The organism is Deltaproteobacteria bacterium HGW-Deltaproteobacteria-18 (assembly GCA_002841885.1).
Lineage (GTDB): Bacteria > Desulfobacterota > Desulfovibrionia > Desulfovibrionales > Desulfomicrobiaceae > Desulfomicrobium.
The window spans coordinates 1-19584 of the sequence record PHBE01000011.1 but is presented as its reverse complement, the minus strand read 5'-3'; the positions used below and the strand labels follow the sequence as shown (position 1 = coordinate 19584).

Sequence of the window (19584 nt, the reverse complement as noted above, 5' to 3'; positions counted from 1 at the left end):
CGCGCAAAACGAGAAAGAAAACCCGGCAGTTGCAATTTGCAAAGGCCGGGTTTTCTTGTGCTCGTTTGGCAGGGATCTCTAGTCTTCGCGAAGCTCGGCTTCGCTCATGAAATTGCGGTCGTAGCGCTCCCAGATGTCCAGCGCGATACTGAGCGGTTTGACCATTGGCACGGTGTAGGTATGGAACCGTTTGGCGTAGAGGGATTCCCGGAACCTGGTCACATGGGTGCACAGTCCGCGGGGGGAGACGATGAAGGGCTTGTCGATGGAGCGTCGGAATTCCACCAGCCGCTCGGCCAGATATTCGGACAGATAGGGTACCTGAAGATAGATGGCGGCCACAATGACGTCGGTATCGGGATCGTCCGCGATGATCTCCAGCGCGCGGATGAGCCGCCGGTCATCGCAGTTGCCCAGCAGGTCAAGCGGATTGTTGCCGACGTTGACGAGCATCTGCTCCAGGTCGTCGGGGTTTGTGGCCTTGATGTTTTCGCGCAGCAGATCCTGCAAACGCCTTCTGGTCTGCGGGGTGAACCGGGCCAGCTCCAGGCCTTCGGCCGTGATCTGGTCGGCCAGGAGCACCGCCGCGCCACCGCCGACGCTGACCACCGCTGTACGCTTGCCCTGTGCCTTGGGCTGCGTGGTCAGGATGGAGAGCACGTTGACCATGATCTTCGGGTCTTCGGTCAGGTCTTCGATGAGATAGAATCCGGCCTGTGAACAGCAGGCCCGGAAGGCCTCGTGACTGCCCGCCAGCGAAGCGGTGTGGGACATGGTCGCCTCCTTGCCGCCGCCGGACCCGCCCTTGATGATGACCACGGGCTTTTCGGCTGCTACCTGCCGTCCGATCTCCATCAGCTTGAGGCCTTCGGACAGGCCTTCGAGGTAGATGGCGATGACCTCGATGCGCTCGTCCTGCCCCATGTGCGCCAGGATCTCCGCCACGCCGACGCTGCTGGAGTTGCCGCAGGATACCCACTTACCCATGCCCACCCGGTCGGCTTCGAGCATCTCCATGAGTTCCATGCCGATGCCGCCGCTCTGGGAAATGATGCCTATTCCGCCCTGTTCACGGATGATCCCCGTGCGATGAGGGGGGATGAACATGGTGTTCACTCCCGAAAAATTGTCGATGATGCCCAGACAGTTGGGGCCGATGTAGCTGACGCCGTATTGCAGGCTGAGGTTGCGCAGCCTCTCTTCAAGCTCCCGCCGTCCGGATTCGGCGAAGCCGTCGCTGATGATGATGGCGCCCTTGCCTCCGGCCAAGCAGAACTTCTCGAATTCGCGGACCACAGTTTCCGAGTTGATGACGAAAACCGCCATCTCGGGCACCTCGGGCAGGCTTTCGAGGCTCGGGTAGCAGCGCAGGCCCTGCAGAGATTCCGTGCGCGGGTTGATGGGATAGATGCGGCCCAGGCGGCGCAGATTCTGGAGCACGATGCCGCCCACCGTGCCGGTGTTCGACGCTCCGTAGAGGACCACCGAGGCAGGGTTGAAAATCGTGCGCAGGCTGGCCATCTTTTGCGGTGAAATGTCGGTCTGGCGGGGATAATGGATCGGTTCCCCGGCAATGAGCCGGGCGTCGACAATGGCGAAGCCCTCTTCATAGACGATGACGGGATTCAGATCGAGTTCATGAATCTCGGGGTGTTCGGACATGAAGCGCGATACGTTCATGGCCAGTCGGATGACGGCCTGCTTGTCCAGGGCCGGTCCGCGAAAACCATCCAGAATGTGTCCGGCCCGGGTCCTGTCCAGCATGGCCCGTACCTCGCCTTCCTCCAGAATGCCGATGCCCGGCGCCACATCGACCAGCAGTTCGACAAAACGTCCGCCTGAGCCGATCATGGTCATGGGGCCGAAGCTGACGTCCTGAGTGGCGCCGATGAGCACTTCAAGACCAGGCTTTACCATGGGCTGAATCAGGATGCCGTCGATTTCCGTCACTCCGGCGGCGCGGACGTTGTCCATGAGCTGGTTGTACCCGGCCTCAAGCTCGGTCTGGTCCTTGAGGTCGAGGAGCACGCAGCCAAGATCGGTCTTGTGGATGATCTGACTTGATACCGTTTTCATGGCCACCGGGAACCCGAGCTCCCGCGCGGCGCGAACGGCCTGCTCCGAAGTGCGGACCATACGTCCCAGGACGGGGATGTCGTAAGCGTCCAGAAGGGTGCGGCTCTGTTCAAATCCAAGCTGTATCGGTTCCATGGGGGCTCCTGCGAGGGCTGGTGTCGGTTTCGGTTTCTCATCATGATGGGGGCGGCGTTTTTTTGCAAGAAGCGCTTGGTGTGCCTGGGGGAGCGGGTGGAGTGTTGGTGGCGTGTCGGGGCGGGTTGGCCCGGTCAGGCCGCCTCGAAACTCCTTCGCTGGCCTCGTAAGGCAGAATCGTTGCGTGCGGAGCGTCAGATCGGGGCAATACGTTTGGCAACGATTTTGCCAACGACGCCTGTCTCAGTCAGACAGTCGAGGCGACCTGCCCGGACCAACCCGCCCCGCCACGGTGCTGCGCTGCGCCATAATTGTGAAAGAACAGTGTGATATCTGTGGTGCAATTTTATGTCTCGGTCGCCCGACTTCACTGTGCGTCATCCCCGCGAAGGCGGGGATCCATCTTGTTTTGTTGGGAGAGGCCGAAGTTTTTCGTTTGCCTGGAGTGTGGAGGGACGGGTTTGAAAGGACAAGGGGGCGTTGAAATCACGGGAATCTTGCCGACAATCCAGATATTGTGCGAAACAGCGCTTCTTTTGCGAAAAAAACGCAGGACTCCCTTGACCTTGGCTTCGCTTGGGGGAAGAAAGGCGGCAAGGTTTTTACGGATTATTTTGCGTCGAACGAGCACTGGCCGAACATGCATGCAACAGCTTACTCGCGGAGGACTTTCATGAGCATGGAGATTCTTGAACTGGTCAAGCGGCGGGATCCGGGCGAAGTGGAATTTCATCAGGCCGTGACGGAGGTCATGGAGTCCATCGAACCGGCGCTTGAGCGCAATCCCGAATATCGCCGGGCGGGGATTGTGGAACGCATGGTCGAGCCGGAGCGCGTCGTCATTTTCCGGGTTCCATGGGTTGACGATCACGGGGATGTGCACGTCAACCGGGGTTTCAGGGTCCAGATGAACAGCGCCATCGGGCCCTACAAGGGCGGCCTGCGTTTTCATCCCTCCGTCAATCTCGGCATTCTCAAGTTTCTGGCCTTTGAACAGGTCTTCAAGAATTCCCTGACCACCCTGCCCATGGGTGGGGGCAAGGGCGGCGCGGATTTCGATCCCAAGGGCAAGTCCGACAACGAGGTGCAGAGATTCTGCCAGAGCTTCATGCTCGAACTCTTCCGGCACATCGGGTCGAACACGGACGTACCTGCCGGGGACATCGGCGTGGGCGCGCGCGAAGTGGGTTTCATGTTCGGCATGTACAAGAAGCTTAGAAATGAATTCACGGGAGTGTTGACCGGCAAGGGCGCTTCCTGGGGCGGCAGCCTGGTCCGGCCCGAGGCCACGGGTTACGGGGCGGTCTATTTTGCAGGCGAGATGCTCGCGGCCCAGGGAAAGACGCTGGAAGGGACGCGCAGCCTGGTCTCCGGATCGGGCAACGTGGCCCAGTTCACCATGGAAAAGCTGTTGCAGCTGGGCAGTTCCCCGATCACCTTTTCGGATTCGTCGGGCTACATATACGATGAGGCCGGAGTTACGCCCGAGAAGCTCGCCTTCATCAAGCACCTCAAGAATGTGCGCCGTGGGAGGGTTCGTGAGTACGTGGACGCTTATCCCGAGGCCGTTTTCACTGCGGCGGATTATGCGCTTGGGTACAATCCCCTCTGGGCGCACAAGGCGGACTGCGCCTTCCCGTGCGCCACGCAGAATGAAATCAGCCGGCGCGACGCGGAGAGCATGGTGGCTGGCGGGGTGCGGGTCGTGACGGAGGGCGCGAACATGCCGACCTCGCACGAGGGCGTGCACATCTTTCTGGACAACGGGGTGCTTTTCGGCCCCGGCAAGGCCGCCAACGCCGGCGGAGTCTCGGTCTCGGGCCTGGAGATGACCCAGAACAGCATGCGCCTGAGCTGGACCAGGCAGGAAGTGGATGACCGGCTGAAGCTGATCATGAAGACCATCCACAAGGTCTGCATGGACACGGCGGCCACCTACGGCAAGCCTCTCAACTATGTCGTGGGTGCCAATATCGCCGGCTTCGTGAAGGTGGCCGACGCCATGCTGGATCAGGGCGTGGTCTGATGTAGCCGAAAAATTGCTTGGTTTGCTCGTTGCGGCTGATCCTTTAAACAGGGTCAGCCGTTTGTTTTTTCAGGCATGGTTTCAAGGTGAATTTTGTGGAGAAGTTCGTTTGTTGCGTTGCCTCTGTACGTGCCGGTTATGGGAGCGGTCAGCTCCGGTTCGGAGGCGGCGCAGAGGGCAAGATGGCCTCCGACGACCGTAAGTCCGAGAGTGGGATCGTAGCCGCGCCAGCCCGCTCCGGGCAGATAGACTTCCGGATAGGCGTGCAGGTCCCGCTCGGTTTGTCCGGGGTCGCCGATCTGGTAGCCGGACACGAACCGGGCGGGGATTCCCGCCTCCCGGCAGACCTCCATGAAGACGAGGCTGACATCGCGGCAAGCGCCACGGCCATGCCGCAGCGTGGTCTCCGTGGTAAAGATGCCCGGTTCGAGCCGGGGGATTATTGTAATGTTCTGATAGATCCAGGCATTGAGAATGCTCAGGAATTGGATGCTGTCGCCACCTGCCTCGGCCATGAATTTCCTGGCAAGGCCGCGCGTTGAGGGGCTGCCGGACCCAAGAGACGGCAGCAGGGCTTCGCGTTCAAGGGCGGGAAGATCAAGAGGCAGTGTGAAGGCGCACGGGTGCAGCAGATAGTCGAAGGGATTGTCGCGCAGGGTGCGGGCCGTGAATTCCGTGCGGATCACCAGCGCCTCCCACATGCCCTCGAACCACAGCCAATGGGCGGCGTTGCCGCATGCGTCCAGGATTTCGCACTGGCCGGCAGGTTCGGGGCTGACCTTGAGGCTGAAATCTTCAAGCATCTGACCTGCATCCTGTCGGGGCTTGAGGCGGATCAGATGCGGCTCGAGGAAGACGGGCCCGCTGAAGCGATAGCTGGTTTCGTGCTCCACCCGGATGCGCATCGCTCAATCCTCGGTTTTGGAGTGCAGCTTGCGACTGCTGGGGGAGAGGCTGGCCGCGATGGCGTCGATCCATTCCGAGGGCAGGGCGTGGACGCTCTCACGAAGCCGATCCTGCCACCAGGTGGAGATGTGCGCCAGGTCGCCTTGCTCGAAACGATGTTCGATGAGGGAAAAGGATCCCTTGGAATAGACCACCACATCGAGAGGGAAATCCACGTCGGCGGCGCTGATTCGCGTGGAGTCGAAGGCCAGGCAGCCGACCTTGAGGGCGAAATGGATGGAGTCCTCGTGTTTCAGGGTCCGGTCAAGGACCGGCTTGCCGTAGCCGGTTTCGCCAATGATATGGTAGGGAGTGCCGGAGGTGATCTCCACCCAGTTGCCCTGCGGGTAGATCAGGAAGAGCTTGTGCGTGGCGTCGGCCGAAAACTGTCCGCCCATGATGGTGTGGATGTTGAACTGCAGCCCTGAGGCGTCGAGATACTCCTTGTCTTCATTGGCCACGCGCCGAACGAGGCCGGCAAAGAGGTTCACGGCCTTGTAGAGTTTGTCCGGAGGGGGTCCGGACTCCAGGGCCTCCTCGAAGTAGGTGGCCACCTTGTCACGCAGGGAGCGAAGGCCGGAGGTCATGAAAAAGACCGCCCCGCTCTGGGTCTCATAGGTGCTGAGTTTCTGCGCCGTGGTCATTTCATTGCCGGCGGTGATGCGGGTGTCCGCCAGGCCGACCAGGCCGTCTTCCACCGTGATGCCGAGACAAAAAGTCATTGTTCCATCCTTGTTTCCGGTCCATGCGCCGCGTAACCGAAAAATTCGATTCCCAGGCGGGCGTCGACCGCATTCATGCGGGTTTGCAAACGGTCCGTGAAACGATGCAGACCCTGCGCGAAAACGTCTTCAATGGTCAAGTAGGAAAGGTCTGCGCAGAGTTGGCCGAGCAGGCGTTCGCTCTCGCATGTGAAAAAATTCAGCCTCGTTCCCGTGATGGAGTGCAGGGAGGCCTGGGCGTGCGTGAGTCCGTACAGTATGGATCGCGAAAAATGATGTTCAAAAAGAAGAAAGTCCGCCACCTTTTCGGGCGAGATGCGTCCCCGGCAGCGCCGGAAGGCGTTGAAGGCGCTGGTGGCCCGAAGCAGGGCCATCCAGTGGATGGAATCGCCCTGTTGCTGCGTGCCGCTCGGTCCTTTCAGGAGATGGTGGAAGCTGACATCCAGGATGCGCGATGTCTTGTCACAGCGCTCCAAGAGGCGTCCGAGCCGCGCGAAGTGCCAGGCTTCGTCTTCGATCATGGCGTCCGCCGCGATCCCGCCGAGGATGAAGTCCCGCATCTTGATCTCCTGGCAGAACGAAAACGGGTTCTCGACCACTTCCAGGGGGCGGGTCGAGGCGTCATGGACGAGATGATAGAATATGTTGATGTAGTTCCACATTTCGTAGGGAATGACCTCGCGGATGGCGCGGGCGTTCTCCCGGGCCGCCCAGAGGCAGGACGCGATGGAGTTGGGATAGTCGCGGTCGAAGCTCAGGAATGTGATGACCGAGGCCGCGTCGTAATACCCGTATCGTTCCTGGAAAAGGGCCTGATCCCCGCTGGCTTCGATGAGGGATTTCCATTCACCGCTCTCGGATTCCTGCAGGTCCAGAGTCAGGTGCCAGTTGACTTCGACAACGCGGGCCAGATTCCCGGCCCGTTCCAGATATCTGCTCATCCAGTAGATGGCGCTTGCAACGCGTGAAAGCATGGGCGTGTCCTTGGAGTTAATGTTTGAGGACCCAGGTGTCCTTGCTGCCGCCGCCCTGGGAGGAGTTGACCACCAGCGATCCTTTCTTGAGGGCCACCCTGGTCAGGCCGCCGGGGATGACCTGTACGTCGCCGCCATGAAGGATGTAGGGCCGCAGATCCACATGTCTGCCCTCAAAATGATCGCCGACGATGACCGGCGCTCGGGAGAGCATGAGCGCGGGCTGGGCGATGTAGTTGCGTGGTCTGGCCTTGATGCGTCCTGCAAAATCCTCGCGCTCGGCCTTGGTGGATGCCGGGCCGACCAGCATGCCGTAGCCGCCGGATTCGTTGGCCGCCTTGACGACCATGGTCTCAAGATTGTCCAGCACATAGGACCGATCTTCGTCCCGCCAGCACAGATAGGTCGGAACATTGGGGATGAAGGCCTCTTCTCCCAGGTAGTAGCGGATGATTTCGGGCACATAGGCATAGACGACCTTGTCATCAGCCACCCCTGTGCCCGGCGCATTGGCGAGGCAGACATTGCCCGCGCGATAGGCGCCCATGATACCCGGAACGCCCAAAAGCGACTCTGGTCTGAAGACCAGAGGATCGAGGTAATCGTCGTTCAGGCGGCGGTAGATGACGTCCACCTTTTTGAGGCCCTTGGTCGTGCGCATGTAGACAAAATCGTTCTCAACGACGAGGTCCTGGTTCTGGACCAGTTCGATGCCGGTCTGCAGCGCGAGGAAGGAATGCTCGAAATAGGCGGAGTTGTAGATTCCGGGGGTGAGCAGGGCCACGCAGGGCTGGGAGTCGCTTCTGGGGGCCATGCGCAGCAGGAGATTGAGGAGCTTGGCGGGGTAGTCGTCCACGGGACGTACCCGCGAGGCCGCAAAAACTTCGGGCAGGGTCCGTTTCATGAGACTGCGGTTGGCCAGCACGTAGGACACCCCGGACGGGCAGCGCAGGTTGTCCTCCAGAACGAAAAAGGTTCCGCTCTCGTCGCGCACAAGGTCCGTGCCCGTGACATGGCACCAGATCCCGTGGGGCGGGTTTATGCCCATGCAGGCCGGGAGAAAGCCCTCGGCCGTTTCGATGATTTCGCGCGGAATGACTCCGTCTTTTATGATCTTCTGTTTGTGGTAGATGTCATCCAGAAAAAGATTCAGGGCAAAAATGCGCTGCTTGAGACCTATTTCGACATGGTCCCAGTCGTTAGCTTCGATGACGCGAGGGACCACGTCGAAGGGGAAGATCTTTTCCGTGCCCTGTTCGTGACCATAGACCGTGAAGGTTATGCCGAGGTCGTAGAGAGCCTGCTCGGCCTGTTGCTGTCGCCTGAACAATTCGCCTTCGGGCAGCGACTCGATTTTGTCGACCAGAAGCTTCGTGCCGTCGCGGGGAACGCCGGGGGCCGAGAACATTTCGTCATGAAAAGGCCCAAGATCATAGCCGGTGAATTTCATAAGCAGCCTCCGGTTTTGACATCATTGTAAATTTAATGTGGTCCTGCGCCAAAGGTTTAAACAAATACGTGCCTGAAAACAAACATTCGCACGTGATGTTTCTCCGCATTTCAGGCCTCCGCCGCGTTGCATAAGGGCGGGGTAATTGCATAGGCTCAATGCTCCATCGCACAGTTTTCACTGGAGACAGACATGTCCCTCACGCCGTCCTTGCAACTTGCGGCCCAGGATTCGGAATTCAGAAAATTCCATGATCTCATGGCCAGGAAAGTCCAGAACATTCTTCTTGTGTCAACAGCCTACGACGCCTGGGTCATGGAAGAGGATTGCAAGCTCTCCGAGCGCATCGTGTCCGAGTACCAGGGGCTGAACCTGAGTCGTCCGCCGCGCCTGACCTGGGCGTCAAGCGCCGAGGAGGCCTTGGCCTTTCTGCACCAGCGCCCGTTCGAACTGGTCATTCTCATGCCGCAATTGGCCGAGCGCGAGGCCTTGACCCTGGGCCAGAAAATCAAGGAGCTCGGGCTTGGCATCCCTGTCTATCTTCTGACGCACCGCGAGGTTTTCCTGCCGGGGGAGAGCCCGGCCGAGGGCATAGACCGCCAGTTCGTGTGGACCGGCAACGCCGATCTTCTGGTCGCTCTGGTCAAAAACGCAGAGGACGCCATGAACGTGGATTTTGACACGGTCAGTGTCGGAATCCGGGTCATCATCGTGGTCGAGGATTCCCCCCGCTATCAGTCCTGTCTTTTGCCCATCCTGTACAGGGAGTTGGTCGTCCAGACCCAGGACGTCATCCGCGAGGGTCTCAATCAGGAACACCGCCTCTTGACCATGCGCTGCCGGCCCAAGATTCTTTTGGCCGACAATTACGACGACGCGCTGGCGTTGTTCAAAAAATTCGAGCCGTATGTGCTGGGGGTGCTCTCCGATGTGCGCTTCCCCCGTGGCGGCAAACTCGACGCCTCGGCCGGAGTTGAGCTGCTCGGCGCCATCAAGGCACAGCGTTTTGACATCCCGCTGCTCCTGATGAGCAACGAACCGGCCAATGCCCGCAGAGCCCGGGAGATTCCAGCCAGCTTCGTGGACAAGAACTCCCCCAGCCTGCTTGCGGATGTGCGGGCTTTCGTTCTGGAGCGTCTGGGATTCGGGGATTTCATTTTCCGCGGCCCGGAGGGCGAGGAAATTTCCCGGGCGGGAAGCCTCTACGCGCTGGAGGAGAGGCTCAGAACCATCCCTGCCGAGGCTTTGGTCCATCATTCCCGCCACAATGATTTCTCGCGTTGGTTTTTTGCGCGCACCGAATTCGAGTTGGCCAACCGTCTGCGCCCCATGAGCGAATCGGACTTCGCGTCCCCGGAACTCCTTCGGCGCGGCGTCATCGAGATGATCCGGGCCAGGAGGCAGCAGCGGCAAAAGGGCATCGTGGCAAACTTCAATGCCAAAGACTTCGACCCAACCACGGATTTTTTCAAGATCGGCCAGGGCTCCATGGGCGGCAAGGCGCGCGGGCTGGCGTTTCTGTTTTCCATCCTGAACAGGATTCCGGATTTGGCGGTAAAATATCCCGGGGTGGATTTTTTCATGCCCAAGACCCTGGGCATTTCGACGGAGGGTTTTGATTCCTTTGTTAAGATCAATGATCTGAAATATTTGTCCAGCACGGATCTTCCGGATGACGAGGTCTTGAAGATCGTCGAGAAGGCCCGTTTTCCCAAGTGGCTCAGCCATCAGCTCAAAGCCTATCTGGCGCAGGTCCACCATCCTCTGGCCGTGCGCTCGTCAAGTCTTCTTGAAGACGCCCAATATCAGGCCTATGCCGGGCTGTACTCCACGATCATGATCCCCAACAATCATCCCGACCCAGCTGTGCGGCTTCAGGAATTGATCCTGGCCATCAAGCAGGTCTACGCCTCCACGTTCTATCAGGCTCCCAAAGCCTTTTCGCGTCGGGTCAATCAGCGCACCGACGAGGAGAAGATGGGCGTGCTGGTGCAACAGGTCATCGGAGACGATTACGACGGATATTTCTATCCGGCCATTTCCGGGGTGGCGCAGTCTTACAATTATTATCCATTCGGGCGCATGAAGCCCGAGGACGGGGTGGCGACGATCGCTTTCGGATTTGGCAAGATTGTGGTCGACGGTGGGCAGACCCTGCGTTTTTCGCCCAGGTATCCTAACATATTGCCCCAATGCCCCACGGTGGAGCTGGCTTTGCGCACGGCTCAGACCGAATTCTACAGCCTGCCTCTTGAGCGTTGGCCATGGCCGCGCACGGATTTTTCCCTTTCCCGCCGCAACATCACCGAAGCCGAGGATGATGGCCCCCTGGCCCTGGTGGCTTCGACCTTTCTGCCGGAAGAGGGGCGCATTCGCGATACCGCTTCCATCCCCGACCGGCCGCGTGTTCTTCTTTTTGCCCCTGTGCTGAAGCACAAGATCCTGCCTCTGGCGGAGATCCTGGCCGATGTTCTTGGTGTCGCGGAATCGGCCATGGGGTGCCCCGTGGAGATAGAATTCGCCTGCAGGCTCCACCGGGACAAGCCGCACAGGCCCGTGTTCTCCCTGCTCCAGTTGCGGCCCATGTCCGCCCGGGCAGATCTCAATCGGGTCACCATCACCGAGCATGACCGCGAGCGGGCCTTTTGTCTGTCCACCCACGCCCTGGGCAACGCCGAGAAGACCGACGTGCGGGATATCGTCTTTGTGCGACCCGATGCCTTCGAGGTCGAAAAAACCGTGCAGATCGCAGGGGAGATCGGGCGCATCAACGCCTCGCTCTTGGCCGAAGGGCGCAAATATCTGTTGGTGGGCCCCGGACGATGGGGCACGGCGGATCGCTGGCTTGGCATTCCCGTGGCATGGAACGACATCTGCGGAGTCTCGGCCATCGTCGAGACCGCTTCGGCGCAGTTGCGTGTGGAACCGTCTCAAGGTTCCCACTTTTTCCACAACATCACCACTCTTGGGATCAATTACATTATGATGTCGGGCAAGGAAGGCGAGCGTTTCGACTGGGGATGGCTGGAGGGCCACGAGCTCGTGGCCAGGGAGGGGCACGTGGCTCACGTGCGTCTGTCCTCTCCGATGATTATCAAGGTCGATGGCCGAACCTCGCAATGCGCGATTACTCCCGGAAACGGGGCGGAACGAGGGCACGGGCAGGCACCGCAGGGCGCGGGGTGCTGCACTCTGGGCTCCGGGGGATCAGGTTCGCCCGAGCAGTGCGAACTATGATTTCGGCGATGCGGCGGGAGAGGCTGCTCTGCAGGCTCCAGCATTGATAGAAATGTGGAACGCGCAAGGTTTCTCCCGGTGTGAGATCGACCAGTTCGCCTCGGTTGAGGTATGGTTCGGCCAGGATGCTTGAGACCATGCCGTACGCTCCACCCTGGAGAATGAGGCTCTGAAAACTGATGTTGGATGGCATGACATGCGCGGGAGGAGTGATTTCCTCCCCGAAATGCTGGCGAAGAAACTCGTGCTGCAGCGCATCCTTGTGGTTGAAGATGACGATCGGAGAGGTATCCGCGGCCTGCCGGTCGAAACCCAGTGGGCAGTGGCGCGCTCTGAACGCGGGTGTGGCCACGCACAGGTATTCCATGTCGCCAAGGTCGTGAGTGAGCAGGCCCTGGAAGTTCGCCGGGGTCGAGGTGATGGCGCCTTGGACTTCCCCTGAGCGCAGATAGGCGTGAGTCACGGACTGGTCGTCGACCACGAGGTCAAGAAGCACGTTCTCTCCCGCGAGGATGTCGGGGATGCTGCGCAGGAACCAGTTGTCCAGGCTGTCTGCGTTGACGGCCAGGGTAACGGTCGCCACATTGCTGTTTTCCTCCGGGGCCAATTCTTCGAAGAGTGATTCCTCCAGAACGGAAAGTTGCCGGAAGTGACGCAGCATGGCCATCCCTGCGGATGTGGGCCGGATTGGCACCGAGCGTATCACGAGCATGCGGCCCACGTGTTCTTCCAGTTGACGGATGCGCTGGGAAACAGCGGACTGGGTCAGAAAGAGCGAGCGGGCGGCCTTTTCAAAGCTCTGTTCGGTGATGACGGCGGCCAAGGCCTCGAGGTGTTTGGTGTCGATCATTAGTTTTTTTTATGCTTCAATAAAATTATTCGTTTTCCTTATGATTTCTCCTCGATTATGTCCCGGTTCAACATAACGCAAGGGGAACCTGATGATTTTCACGCCATTTTTGCAGGGTCTGGGAACAGGCGCCGGTCTCATTATCGCCATCGGCGCACAAAACGCATTCGTGCTCAATCGGGGTTTGACCCGCAACCACCATATTACCGTGATGCTCATATGCGCCTTGAGCGATGCGTTGCTCATAACCCTGGGGCTTTCGGGCATGGGGATTGTGTTGGCTCAAAGTGAGGCCTTGGCGGTTTGGGCAACCTGGCTCGGGGTGGCCTTTCTTTTCTGGTACGGCCTGCGCTCTTTTCACTCAGCTTTGCATTCAGGAGGGCTTGCGCCCCAGGAGCGGGCAAAGATGGGGCTTGGCGCCACGGTGGCGGCTACCCTGGCCGTGACTTTTCTGAACCCGCACGTCTACCTGGATACCGTGCTCCTGCTTGGCTCCATCGGGGGACGTTATCCTGAAGCGCAGCGCTTTTTCTTCGGCGCGGGCGCTGTTACGGCCTCTCTTCTCTGGTTTCTCGCGCTGGGTCTTGGCGCGCGCCTGCTGCTCCCTTTTTTCCGTCATCCCAGATCATGGGCAGTGCTCGACGTTCTGGTGGGCCTGACCATGTGGGGCGTGGCCGCATCGCTGGCGGCATCCGTTTTTACAGCCTGAACAGGGACATTTGAGCCCTTTACCCCGCCCCCGCCCCCGGCTATCAACCTTCCATCGGAGGAACGATGGCCAAAAATTACGATCCGCGCATGCACACGGCGGAGCACATTCTGAATCAGACCATGGACCGGCTTTTTGCTTGCGGGCGGTGCTTTTCCGCCCATGTGAATCCGGACAAGGCCAAGTGCGATTATCATTACGATCGTGATCTGACCGAGGACGAGGCCCGGGACGTCGAAGCGAGAGTCAATGCGGTCATTGCGGCCGACTTGCCGGTCTTCGCCGAAAACATGGCCCGGTCCGAGGCAGAAGTTCTCTTCAATCTGGAACGTCTGCCTGATGGCGCGTCCGAAGAATTACGCATCATCCGCATCGGGGACTACGATGCCTGTCCCTGCATCGGCGAACATGTGGATCAAACTTTCGCGCTCGGCGTCTTTCGCCTGACCACCCATTCCTTTGAGAACGGGGTGCTCAGGCTGCGCTTCAAGCTCGGGAAAAACGCCTGATTATGCCAAGTCTCCCCCCACACGGTGGCAATATTCGCTCCATGGCCAGGGCGCTTGGCTGCGCGCCGGAAGATATTCTGGACTTCTCGGCCAACATCAATCCTCTGGGCCCTCCCGCTTGGCTGCGCCCCGTGGTGGCTCGCGCCTTGGCCGGGACGGCCCATTATCCCGAACCACGGGCCGAAGGGCTGCGCCGGATCGCAGCCGCGCGCATGGGCCTGCAGTCCGAGAACGTGGTGGCAGGCAACGGTTCATCCGAGCTGCTTTATGCCCTGCCAAGAGTCTGCGCCGCCCAGGGAATTACGCGTGCCGTGCTGCCCGTGCCCTGTTACGGAGATTACGGGCGGGCCTCTGCGGCCGCCGGCATTTCTTGCCAGGCATTGACGCTGCACCCTGAAGACGGCTTTGCCATGGATTGGGCAGGCCTTGAGGGCTTGCTTGAGGTCCCGGCCCTGGTCTTTCTCGGTCAGCCTGGAAATCCGGCCGGGACGCTGCTCGAACCGGAGCGCATTCTGGATCTGGCCGACCGGCACCCAAAGAGTTACTTTCTTATTGATGAAGCATTCGCCGATTTTGTCCCGCAGCTTTCACGGCTGGGTGCGACGGTCCGTGCGAATCTGTTTGTACTGCATTCCCTTACCAAGTTCTATGCGGTGCCGGGACTGCGTCTGGGCCTTGGCTATGGCAGCGCAGATGTTTGTGCGGCCATAGCGGCCCTGCTCCCGGACTGGAGCGTCAACGCCCTGGCCCAGGCCGTGGGCGAAGAGGCTTTGCGTGACGCCGAGTACTCAAGGCATACCATGGGCGCGGTGAATGACCTGCGCTCTCGTCTGCAAGCTGATCTTGCGGGGCTCGGGCTGAAGGTTTTTCCGGGCAGTGCCAACTATCTGCTCTGCCGCAGTGAAAAACCGGATGCCTTCGCCTTACAGGAGCGGCTGGCCAAAAGCCGCATTCTGATCCGCAACTGCGCCAACTACGCTGGTCTGGATTCCCGTTATTTTCGTGTGGCCGTTCGTAGCGCCGAGGAGAACGGGCGTCTTATGGAGGCCCTTTCAGAAATTTTCGGATCGGCCAGGTCCCGCAGTCAATCCGTGCGCAAAACCCCGGCCATTATGCTGCAGGGGCTCTCGTCCAACGCGGGCAAGTCGGTTCTGACGGCCGCCTTGTGCCGGATATTCCTGCAGGACGGGCTTTGCGTTGCTCCGTTCAAGGCCCAGAACATGTCGCTTAACTCCTTTGTGACCCGGGACGGCGGGGAAATGGGCCGCGCCCAGGTCCTGCAGGCCCAGGCCTGTCGGATGGAGCCGGACGTGCGCATGAACCCGGTGCTCCTGAAGCCCAATTCGGAGACGGGTTCCCAGGTCATCGTGCTCGGCAAGCCCGTGGGCAACATGAGCGTGGGGCAGTACATCCGTTTCAAGCCGCAAATTTTCGAGACCATCACCTCGGCTTACGACGGGCTCGCAGCACAGGCCCAGGTCATGGTGCTGGAAGGAGCGGGCAGCCCGGCCGAGGTCAACCTCAAGTCCCACGACGTGGTCAACATGCGCATGGCCCGCCATGCCGGGGCCAAGGTGCTGCTGGCCGGAGACATCGATCGGGGCGGGGTTTTTGCCTCCTTTGTAGGCACCATGGAGGTCATGGAGGAATGGGAGCGGGCGCTGGTGGCGGGGTTTGTCGTCAACCGTTTCCGGGGCAGACAGGACCTGCTTGGAGACGCCATCGATTACGTCCGCCGTTTCACCGCTGTGGAGACTCTGGGTGTGGTGCCTTTTTTGCCAAATCTGGGACTGCCCGAGGAGGATTCAGTCACGTTCAAAGAGGCTCGGCCCTTTGGCAGGCGAGCCGAACTTCGCGTCGTGGCCGTGGATTTGCCGCATATTTCCAATTTCACGGATCTTGATGCGCTGGGGCTCGAGCCGGATGTGGATCTGCGCATCGCCAGAAATCCCGAGGATCTGGCTGGCGCTGATGTCATCATCCTGCCGGGGTCGCGCAACGTGTTCGCGGATCTGGATTATCTGTGGGGTTCGGGCATGGCCGAGGCCGTTCTGGACAGCCGGGCCGAAATCGTCGGAATCTGCGGCGGGCTGCAGATGCTGGGGACTTGCATAACGGACCCCTCCCTTGTCGAAAGCGCGGGGGCGTCTGCCCGGCCTTTGGGTTTTCTGCCTTTGGCCACGCAAATGGCTGTGGACAAGGTCTTGTGCCAGGCGTGCTGCGTGCACCTGCCTTCGGGGGAAACGATCCGTGGATATGAGATTCATCATGGACGCACGCGCGTGCTGGAGGGGCAGATCGAGCCACTCATGACCCGTGTCGACGAAACCGTGATCGGATGGGGCCGTGCCGACGGCATGGTCTGGGGCACCTATCTGCACGGAGTTTTTGATGCCGATGGGTTCCGGCGTTTCTTTCTGGATCGCCTTCGGGTGCGAAAGGGGCTGCGTCCTCTAGGGTCGGTGCAGGTGGCCTACGACCTTGAAGCCGCGCTGGAACGCCTGGCCTCGGTGGTGCGGGAGAGTCTCGACATGGAGCGGATTTACCGCCTTCTGGATTGAGATCGCCCGCTCAGGCGTTTTTTATGACGCGTACGCGCGTCTCGTAGTAGGGAGTGCCGCGTCCCACGGTGCTTGAGATGTCCGGGGTCAGTCGGTTCAGTCCGTGCCCGGCCTTGAGCCAGCCTCCGCGTTCAGCCACCAGAATGTCACGCCGCTGTCCGGGTTTTACTTCAAGTATGGCCCGGACAGCCCCTGTCCGGCTTTCCACCGTCACTTCTTCCCCATTATCCAGCCCGAGGCGGCTTGCCTCCTCTTCCGCCAGGACGACCACGGGCAGCGGATCATGTTCGGCCAGGGTCCTTTCGGAACAGATGAATCCGTGAGGGGCGATGGTCAGCAGCCTGTATGGGTATGCTGGGTCGGAGCGGTCAAGATCAGCGGGCTTGAACTCGGTCATGAACTGAAACCTGCCCGAGGGTGTGGAAAATTTTTTGTCCGCGTAGGGGACCATGGGCGCATCCAGCCGGAAGGCTTTTTTTTGCAGATCCGCCATGGAGCATCCCTGCTCCCGGATGGGCGCGCAGATGTCGTGCAGCCAGTCCTTGACGCTGCGCTGGAAACGGTCTGTAAAGTCGAAGCGTCCGGCCAGGTCGTGAAACATCTCGAATTCGCTTCGGCACTCGCCCATGGGCGCGATGGCCGGGTTGACCGGGCCAACATGATTGTGGCCGTAGCTGGCCATGACGTCCTCTTCCTCCAGAAACGTCGTGGCCGGCAGGAAGACGTGGGCCTGGTCGGCGGTGTCGTCCAGAAAGTGCCCGGAATAGACCACGAATTCGGCGTGCTGGAACGCGGCAGTCATTTTGGCCGTGTTCGGGGCCATGCACACGGGGTTGGCGGCCGTGACGTATATCATGCGGATTTCGGGGTCGCGAGCGCACAGGATCTCCTCTCCGATGCGCGGCAGCAGCAGGGTCCGTCGCGGCGGGTTCAGGTCATCGCCCCAGAATTTCTGGTCGAAGGGCCCGTATTCCTCGAAACCCTGGCTGACTCCTCCTCCGCAGACCCCGATGTTGCCGCTGATGGCGGCCAGCGCGTCGATGGCCCGGATGGACAGATGGGCCTGCCTGTGGCGGTGCATGCCCCAGCCAAGCAGGATGGCTGTCGGTTTTTGGCGCATGAGGGTTTCGGCCAGGAAGCGAGCATCCTCCACATCCGTGTCGCAGCGCGCGCACAATTCTTCCACGCTGTGCCGGGCCAGAATGCGTAGGTAGTCGTCTGCGTCCACCGCATGGTTTTCCATGAAGTTGCGGTCTTCGGCCCCCTGCGCCAGGATGAGCTTGGCCACGGCCATGGCCAGAAAGGCGTCGGCGCCGGGTCTGGGCGCGATATGCCTGTTCGCGAGAGATGCTGACTTGCTGGATACCGGGTCGATGAGCACGACCCTGCCGCCGCGCCGCCGTATCTCGCGAATGACGGGGACGAGGCTGATGTTGGTCGAGACGGGGTTGCGCCCCCACAGGATCATGGACGCGCTGTTGGCGTGGTCCAGAGGATCGTGGGATACGCGCCTGCCGAAATCAAGATCCTGGGCGCTCTGTCCCGTCCCGCCGCATAGCGATCCCACCGGCGTGGTCACACCGCCGAAAAGATTGAAGAAGTAGCGGTTCAGGAGTTTCAGGGCCGTGCGCTCCCCATATCCCTGATAGTAGAGGATGGCCTCGGGTCCTGACTCGGCGGCGATGGACTTCAAGCGGCCGGCGACAATATCCAGCGCTTCGTCCCAGGTGGCGTCTCTCCACGCATGGGAGCGCCGGTCGCGGATCAGCGGGCGGGTGATGCGCTCAGGACTGTAGATCCGCTTGATGTATCGCGCCGCCTTCACGCAGGTCAGCCCCCTTGTAATGGGGTGACCGGGATTCCCCTTGAGGGCGATCAGACGGCCGTCGCATGTTTCGGCCAGGAGGCCGCAGGTGTTGGGACAGTCTCTGGTGCAGGTGGTCACGATTGTTTCATTCATTATGTAAAGGGGGCTGATGATTTTGATGGATTGCGCGTTTCCTTTATGTACGCGAGGCATATTCCGCCACTTGACCGGTATCGTCAATCAAGCCCTAGGCAAGCTTTGGCAGGGGCCGGAAAACTCCAGCCAGCTTGACAATTCTCAGCCCTCGTGCTCCCCAGGACAGCCATGAAATCCTTCATTCTTGACCCCGAAACATCTGTGCGTGGGCGGCTTGCCCCCAGTCCGACCGGACATCTTCATCTCGGCAACGCCTGGTCCTTTCTGCTGTGTTGGCTTGCGGTGCGCTCTGCCGGAGGACGGATGGTGCTGCGCATGGAGGATATCGACCCCGAGCGTTCTCGTTCGCACTTTGCAGAAGAGATCATGCGTGACCTTGCGTGGCTCGGCCTTGACTGGGACGAGGGGCCGGATCTGGGTGGCCCTTATGCGCCCTACACGCAGCAGGAGCGCCTGGAGCGCTATGCGGAGGTCATCGAGGCATTGACCCGCCTTGGCCATACGTATCCGTGTTACTGCACGCGCAAGGAACTCAAGACCATGGCCTCCGCGCCTCATCTCGAAGACGCCGGGCCGGTCTATCCGGGCACCTGTCTGCAGCTAGGTGCCGCCGAGCGCATGGAGCGGGAGGCGCAGGGCAGGCGCCCGTCCCTGCGCCTGCACGGTGGCGGAGAGACACGTTTCGAAGACCTCTTGCATGGCGAGATCCGCCTGGGATGGGCGGAATGCGGGGGAGATTTTCCGCTGCGCAGGTCAGACGGAGTCATCGCCTATCAACTGGCCGTGGCCCTTGACGACATGGACCAGGCCATAAACCTGGTGGTTCGGGGCGCGGACATCCTGCCGTGCACGCCGCGCCAGATCTATCTATTCAAGCTTCTGCATGCGCCGGCTCCTCGCTATGCCCATGTGCCCTTGCTGCTTGATCACGAGGGAGTGCGTCTGGCCAAGCGTCATCAATCGCTGGAAATGCGGGCGTTGCGTGACAAAGGAGTCTCTTCAAAGGCTGTGGCGGGGTTTCTTGGACATCTGGCGGGCTTGCTGCCCGAGCGCATCGCGGCGACGCCTGCGGAGATGGTGTCCGAGTTTGCGTGGGACAAGATCCCGGGCAGACCGGTGGTTCTTGAGAATGATATCGAAAGTGTCTTGAATCTCATTTCTTGAAAATCATATATTTCATGCTGTTAGTGTGTATTTGACGAACTGCCTTGAAGAAATTTTTGAAAAGGGTGAATTTTTTGTTGACGGGCGTCGATGAGTTCACATAGAGGCTTCTTCCGCGATGAGGAACACCTCTTCCGGACAAAGCAAAGTTCATTGAGATTTTCATATATTTCGTCCTGGTGACCACGGCGGAGGGGAACCACCCGATTCCATTCCGAACTCGGAAGTTAAGACCTCCAGCGCCGATGATACTGCAAGTTCAC

At 60.2% G+C, this 19584-nt stretch carries 13 protein-coding genes and 1 rRNA gene; 7 read left to right on the top strand and 7 right to left on the bottom strand.

The genetic code is table 11. The features are described 5' to 3' along the window. Positions 1 to 78 precede the first annotated feature (78 nt). Positions 79 to 2211, bottom strand: coding sequence for a CoA-binding protein (locus tag CVU60_11150; GenBank protein ID PKN41291.1), 2133 nt, complete (start codon positions 2209 to 2211; stop codon positions 79 to 81). Positions 2212 to 2884: 673 nt separating this feature from the next. On the opposite strand from CVU60_11150, the gene CVU60_11145 reads away from it, so the two are divergent. Then, a complete protein-coding gene (locus CVU60_11145) occupies positions 2885 to 4237 on the top strand; it encodes an NADP-specific glutamate dehydrogenase (GenBank protein ID PKN41290.1) in 1353 nt (450 codons plus the stop codon). A 53-nt stretch (positions 4238 to 4290) separates the two neighbouring features. On the opposite strand, the gene CVU60_11140 is transcribed toward CVU60_11145, so the two are convergent. From CVU60_11140 to CVU60_11125, 4 genes are read right to left on the bottom strand one after another with little or no spacing between them, the layout of a single operon-like run. Continuing rightward, positions 4291 to 5142: a transglutaminase family protein gene (locus tag CVU60_11140; protein PKN41289.1), complete on the bottom strand. Its 852-nt coding sequence runs from the start codon at positions 5140 to 5142 to the stop codon at positions 4291 to 4293. A 3-nt stretch (positions 5143 to 5145) separates the two neighbouring features. Continuing rightward, positions 5146 to 5904 (bottom strand): peptidase, encoded by a 759-nt coding sequence (locus CVU60_11135; protein PKN41288.1) that lies wholly within the window; start codon positions 5902 to 5904, stop codon positions 5146 to 5148. Beyond that, entirely contained in the window at positions 5901 to 6878 is a 978-nt protein-coding gene (locus CVU60_11130; protein ID PKN41287.1) for a hypothetical protein, read from the bottom strand. Before CVU60_11130 ends, CVU60_11135 begins: the two co-directional genes overlap by 4 nt. A gap of 16 nt (positions 6879 to 6894) precedes the next feature. After that, positions 6895 to 8328, bottom strand: coding sequence for a hypothetical protein (locus CVU60_11125; GenBank protein ID PKN41286.1), 1434 nt, complete (start codon positions 8326 to 8328; stop codon positions 6895 to 6897). Positions 8329 to 8520: 192 nt separating this feature from the next. Here CVU60_11125 and CVU60_11120 point away from each other — a divergent pair, with 192 nt between their 5' ends. Further along, on the top strand, positions 8521 to 11565 hold the full coding sequence (locus tag CVU60_11120; GenBank protein ID PKN41285.1) for a hypothetical protein: 3045 nt from the start codon (positions 8521 to 8523) through the stop codon (positions 11563 to 11565). On the opposite strand, the gene CVU60_11115 is transcribed toward CVU60_11120, so the two are convergent. Beyond that, positions 11456 to 12415, bottom strand: a complete 960-nt coding sequence (locus CVU60_11115; GenBank protein ID PKN41284.1) for a hypothetical protein — start codon at positions 12413 to 12415, stop codon at positions 11456 to 11458. The two genes, CVU60_11120 and CVU60_11115, sit on opposite strands and share 110 nt — an antisense overlap. A gap of 91 nt (positions 12416 to 12506) precedes the next feature. Between CVU60_11115 and CVU60_11110 the strand changes: the two genes are divergently transcribed. From CVU60_11110 to CVU60_11100, 3 genes are all read left to right on the top strand, one after another. Next, positions 12507 to 13124 (top strand): amino acid transporter, encoded by a 618-nt coding sequence (locus tag CVU60_11110; GenBank protein ID PKN41283.1) that lies wholly within the window; start codon positions 12507 to 12509, stop codon positions 13122 to 13124. A 65-nt stretch (positions 13125 to 13189) separates the two neighbouring features. After that, the gene (locus CVU60_11105) at positions 13190 to 13633 is read left to right on the top strand and encodes a hypothetical protein (protein PKN41282.1); all 444 of its coding nucleotides are present in this window, start codon (positions 13190 to 13192) and stop codon (positions 13631 to 13633) included. 2 nt (positions 13634 to 13635) lie between these two features. Further along, positions 13636 to 16194 carry a threonine-phosphate decarboxylase gene (locus CVU60_11100; protein PKN41281.1) on the top strand — a complete coding sequence of 853 codons (2559 nt, stop codon included), beginning with the start codon at positions 13636 to 13638 and terminating at the stop codon, positions 16192 to 16194. Positions 16195 to 16204: 10 nt separating this feature from the next. Here the strand turns inward: CVU60_11100 and CVU60_11095 are convergent, their stop codons facing one another. After that, positions 16205 to 18154, bottom strand: coding sequence for a molybdopterin oxidoreductase (locus CVU60_11095; protein ID PKN41423.1), 1950 nt, complete (start codon positions 18152 to 18154; stop codon positions 16205 to 16207). Positions 18155 to 18325: 171 nt separating this feature from the next. On the opposite strand from CVU60_11095, the gene CVU60_11090 reads away from it, so the two are divergent. Together CVU60_11090 and rrf are read left to right on the top strand one after the other, a co-directional pair. Beyond that, positions 18326 to 19321, top strand: coding sequence for a tRNA glutamyl-Q(34) synthetase GluQRS (locus CVU60_11090; GenBank protein ID PKN41280.1), 996 nt, complete (start codon positions 18326 to 18328; stop codon positions 19319 to 19321). A gap of 175 nt (positions 19322 to 19496) precedes the next feature. After that, a 5S ribosomal RNA gene (gene rrf / locus CVU60_11085) occupies positions 19497 to 19584 on the top strand; the annotation flags it as partial.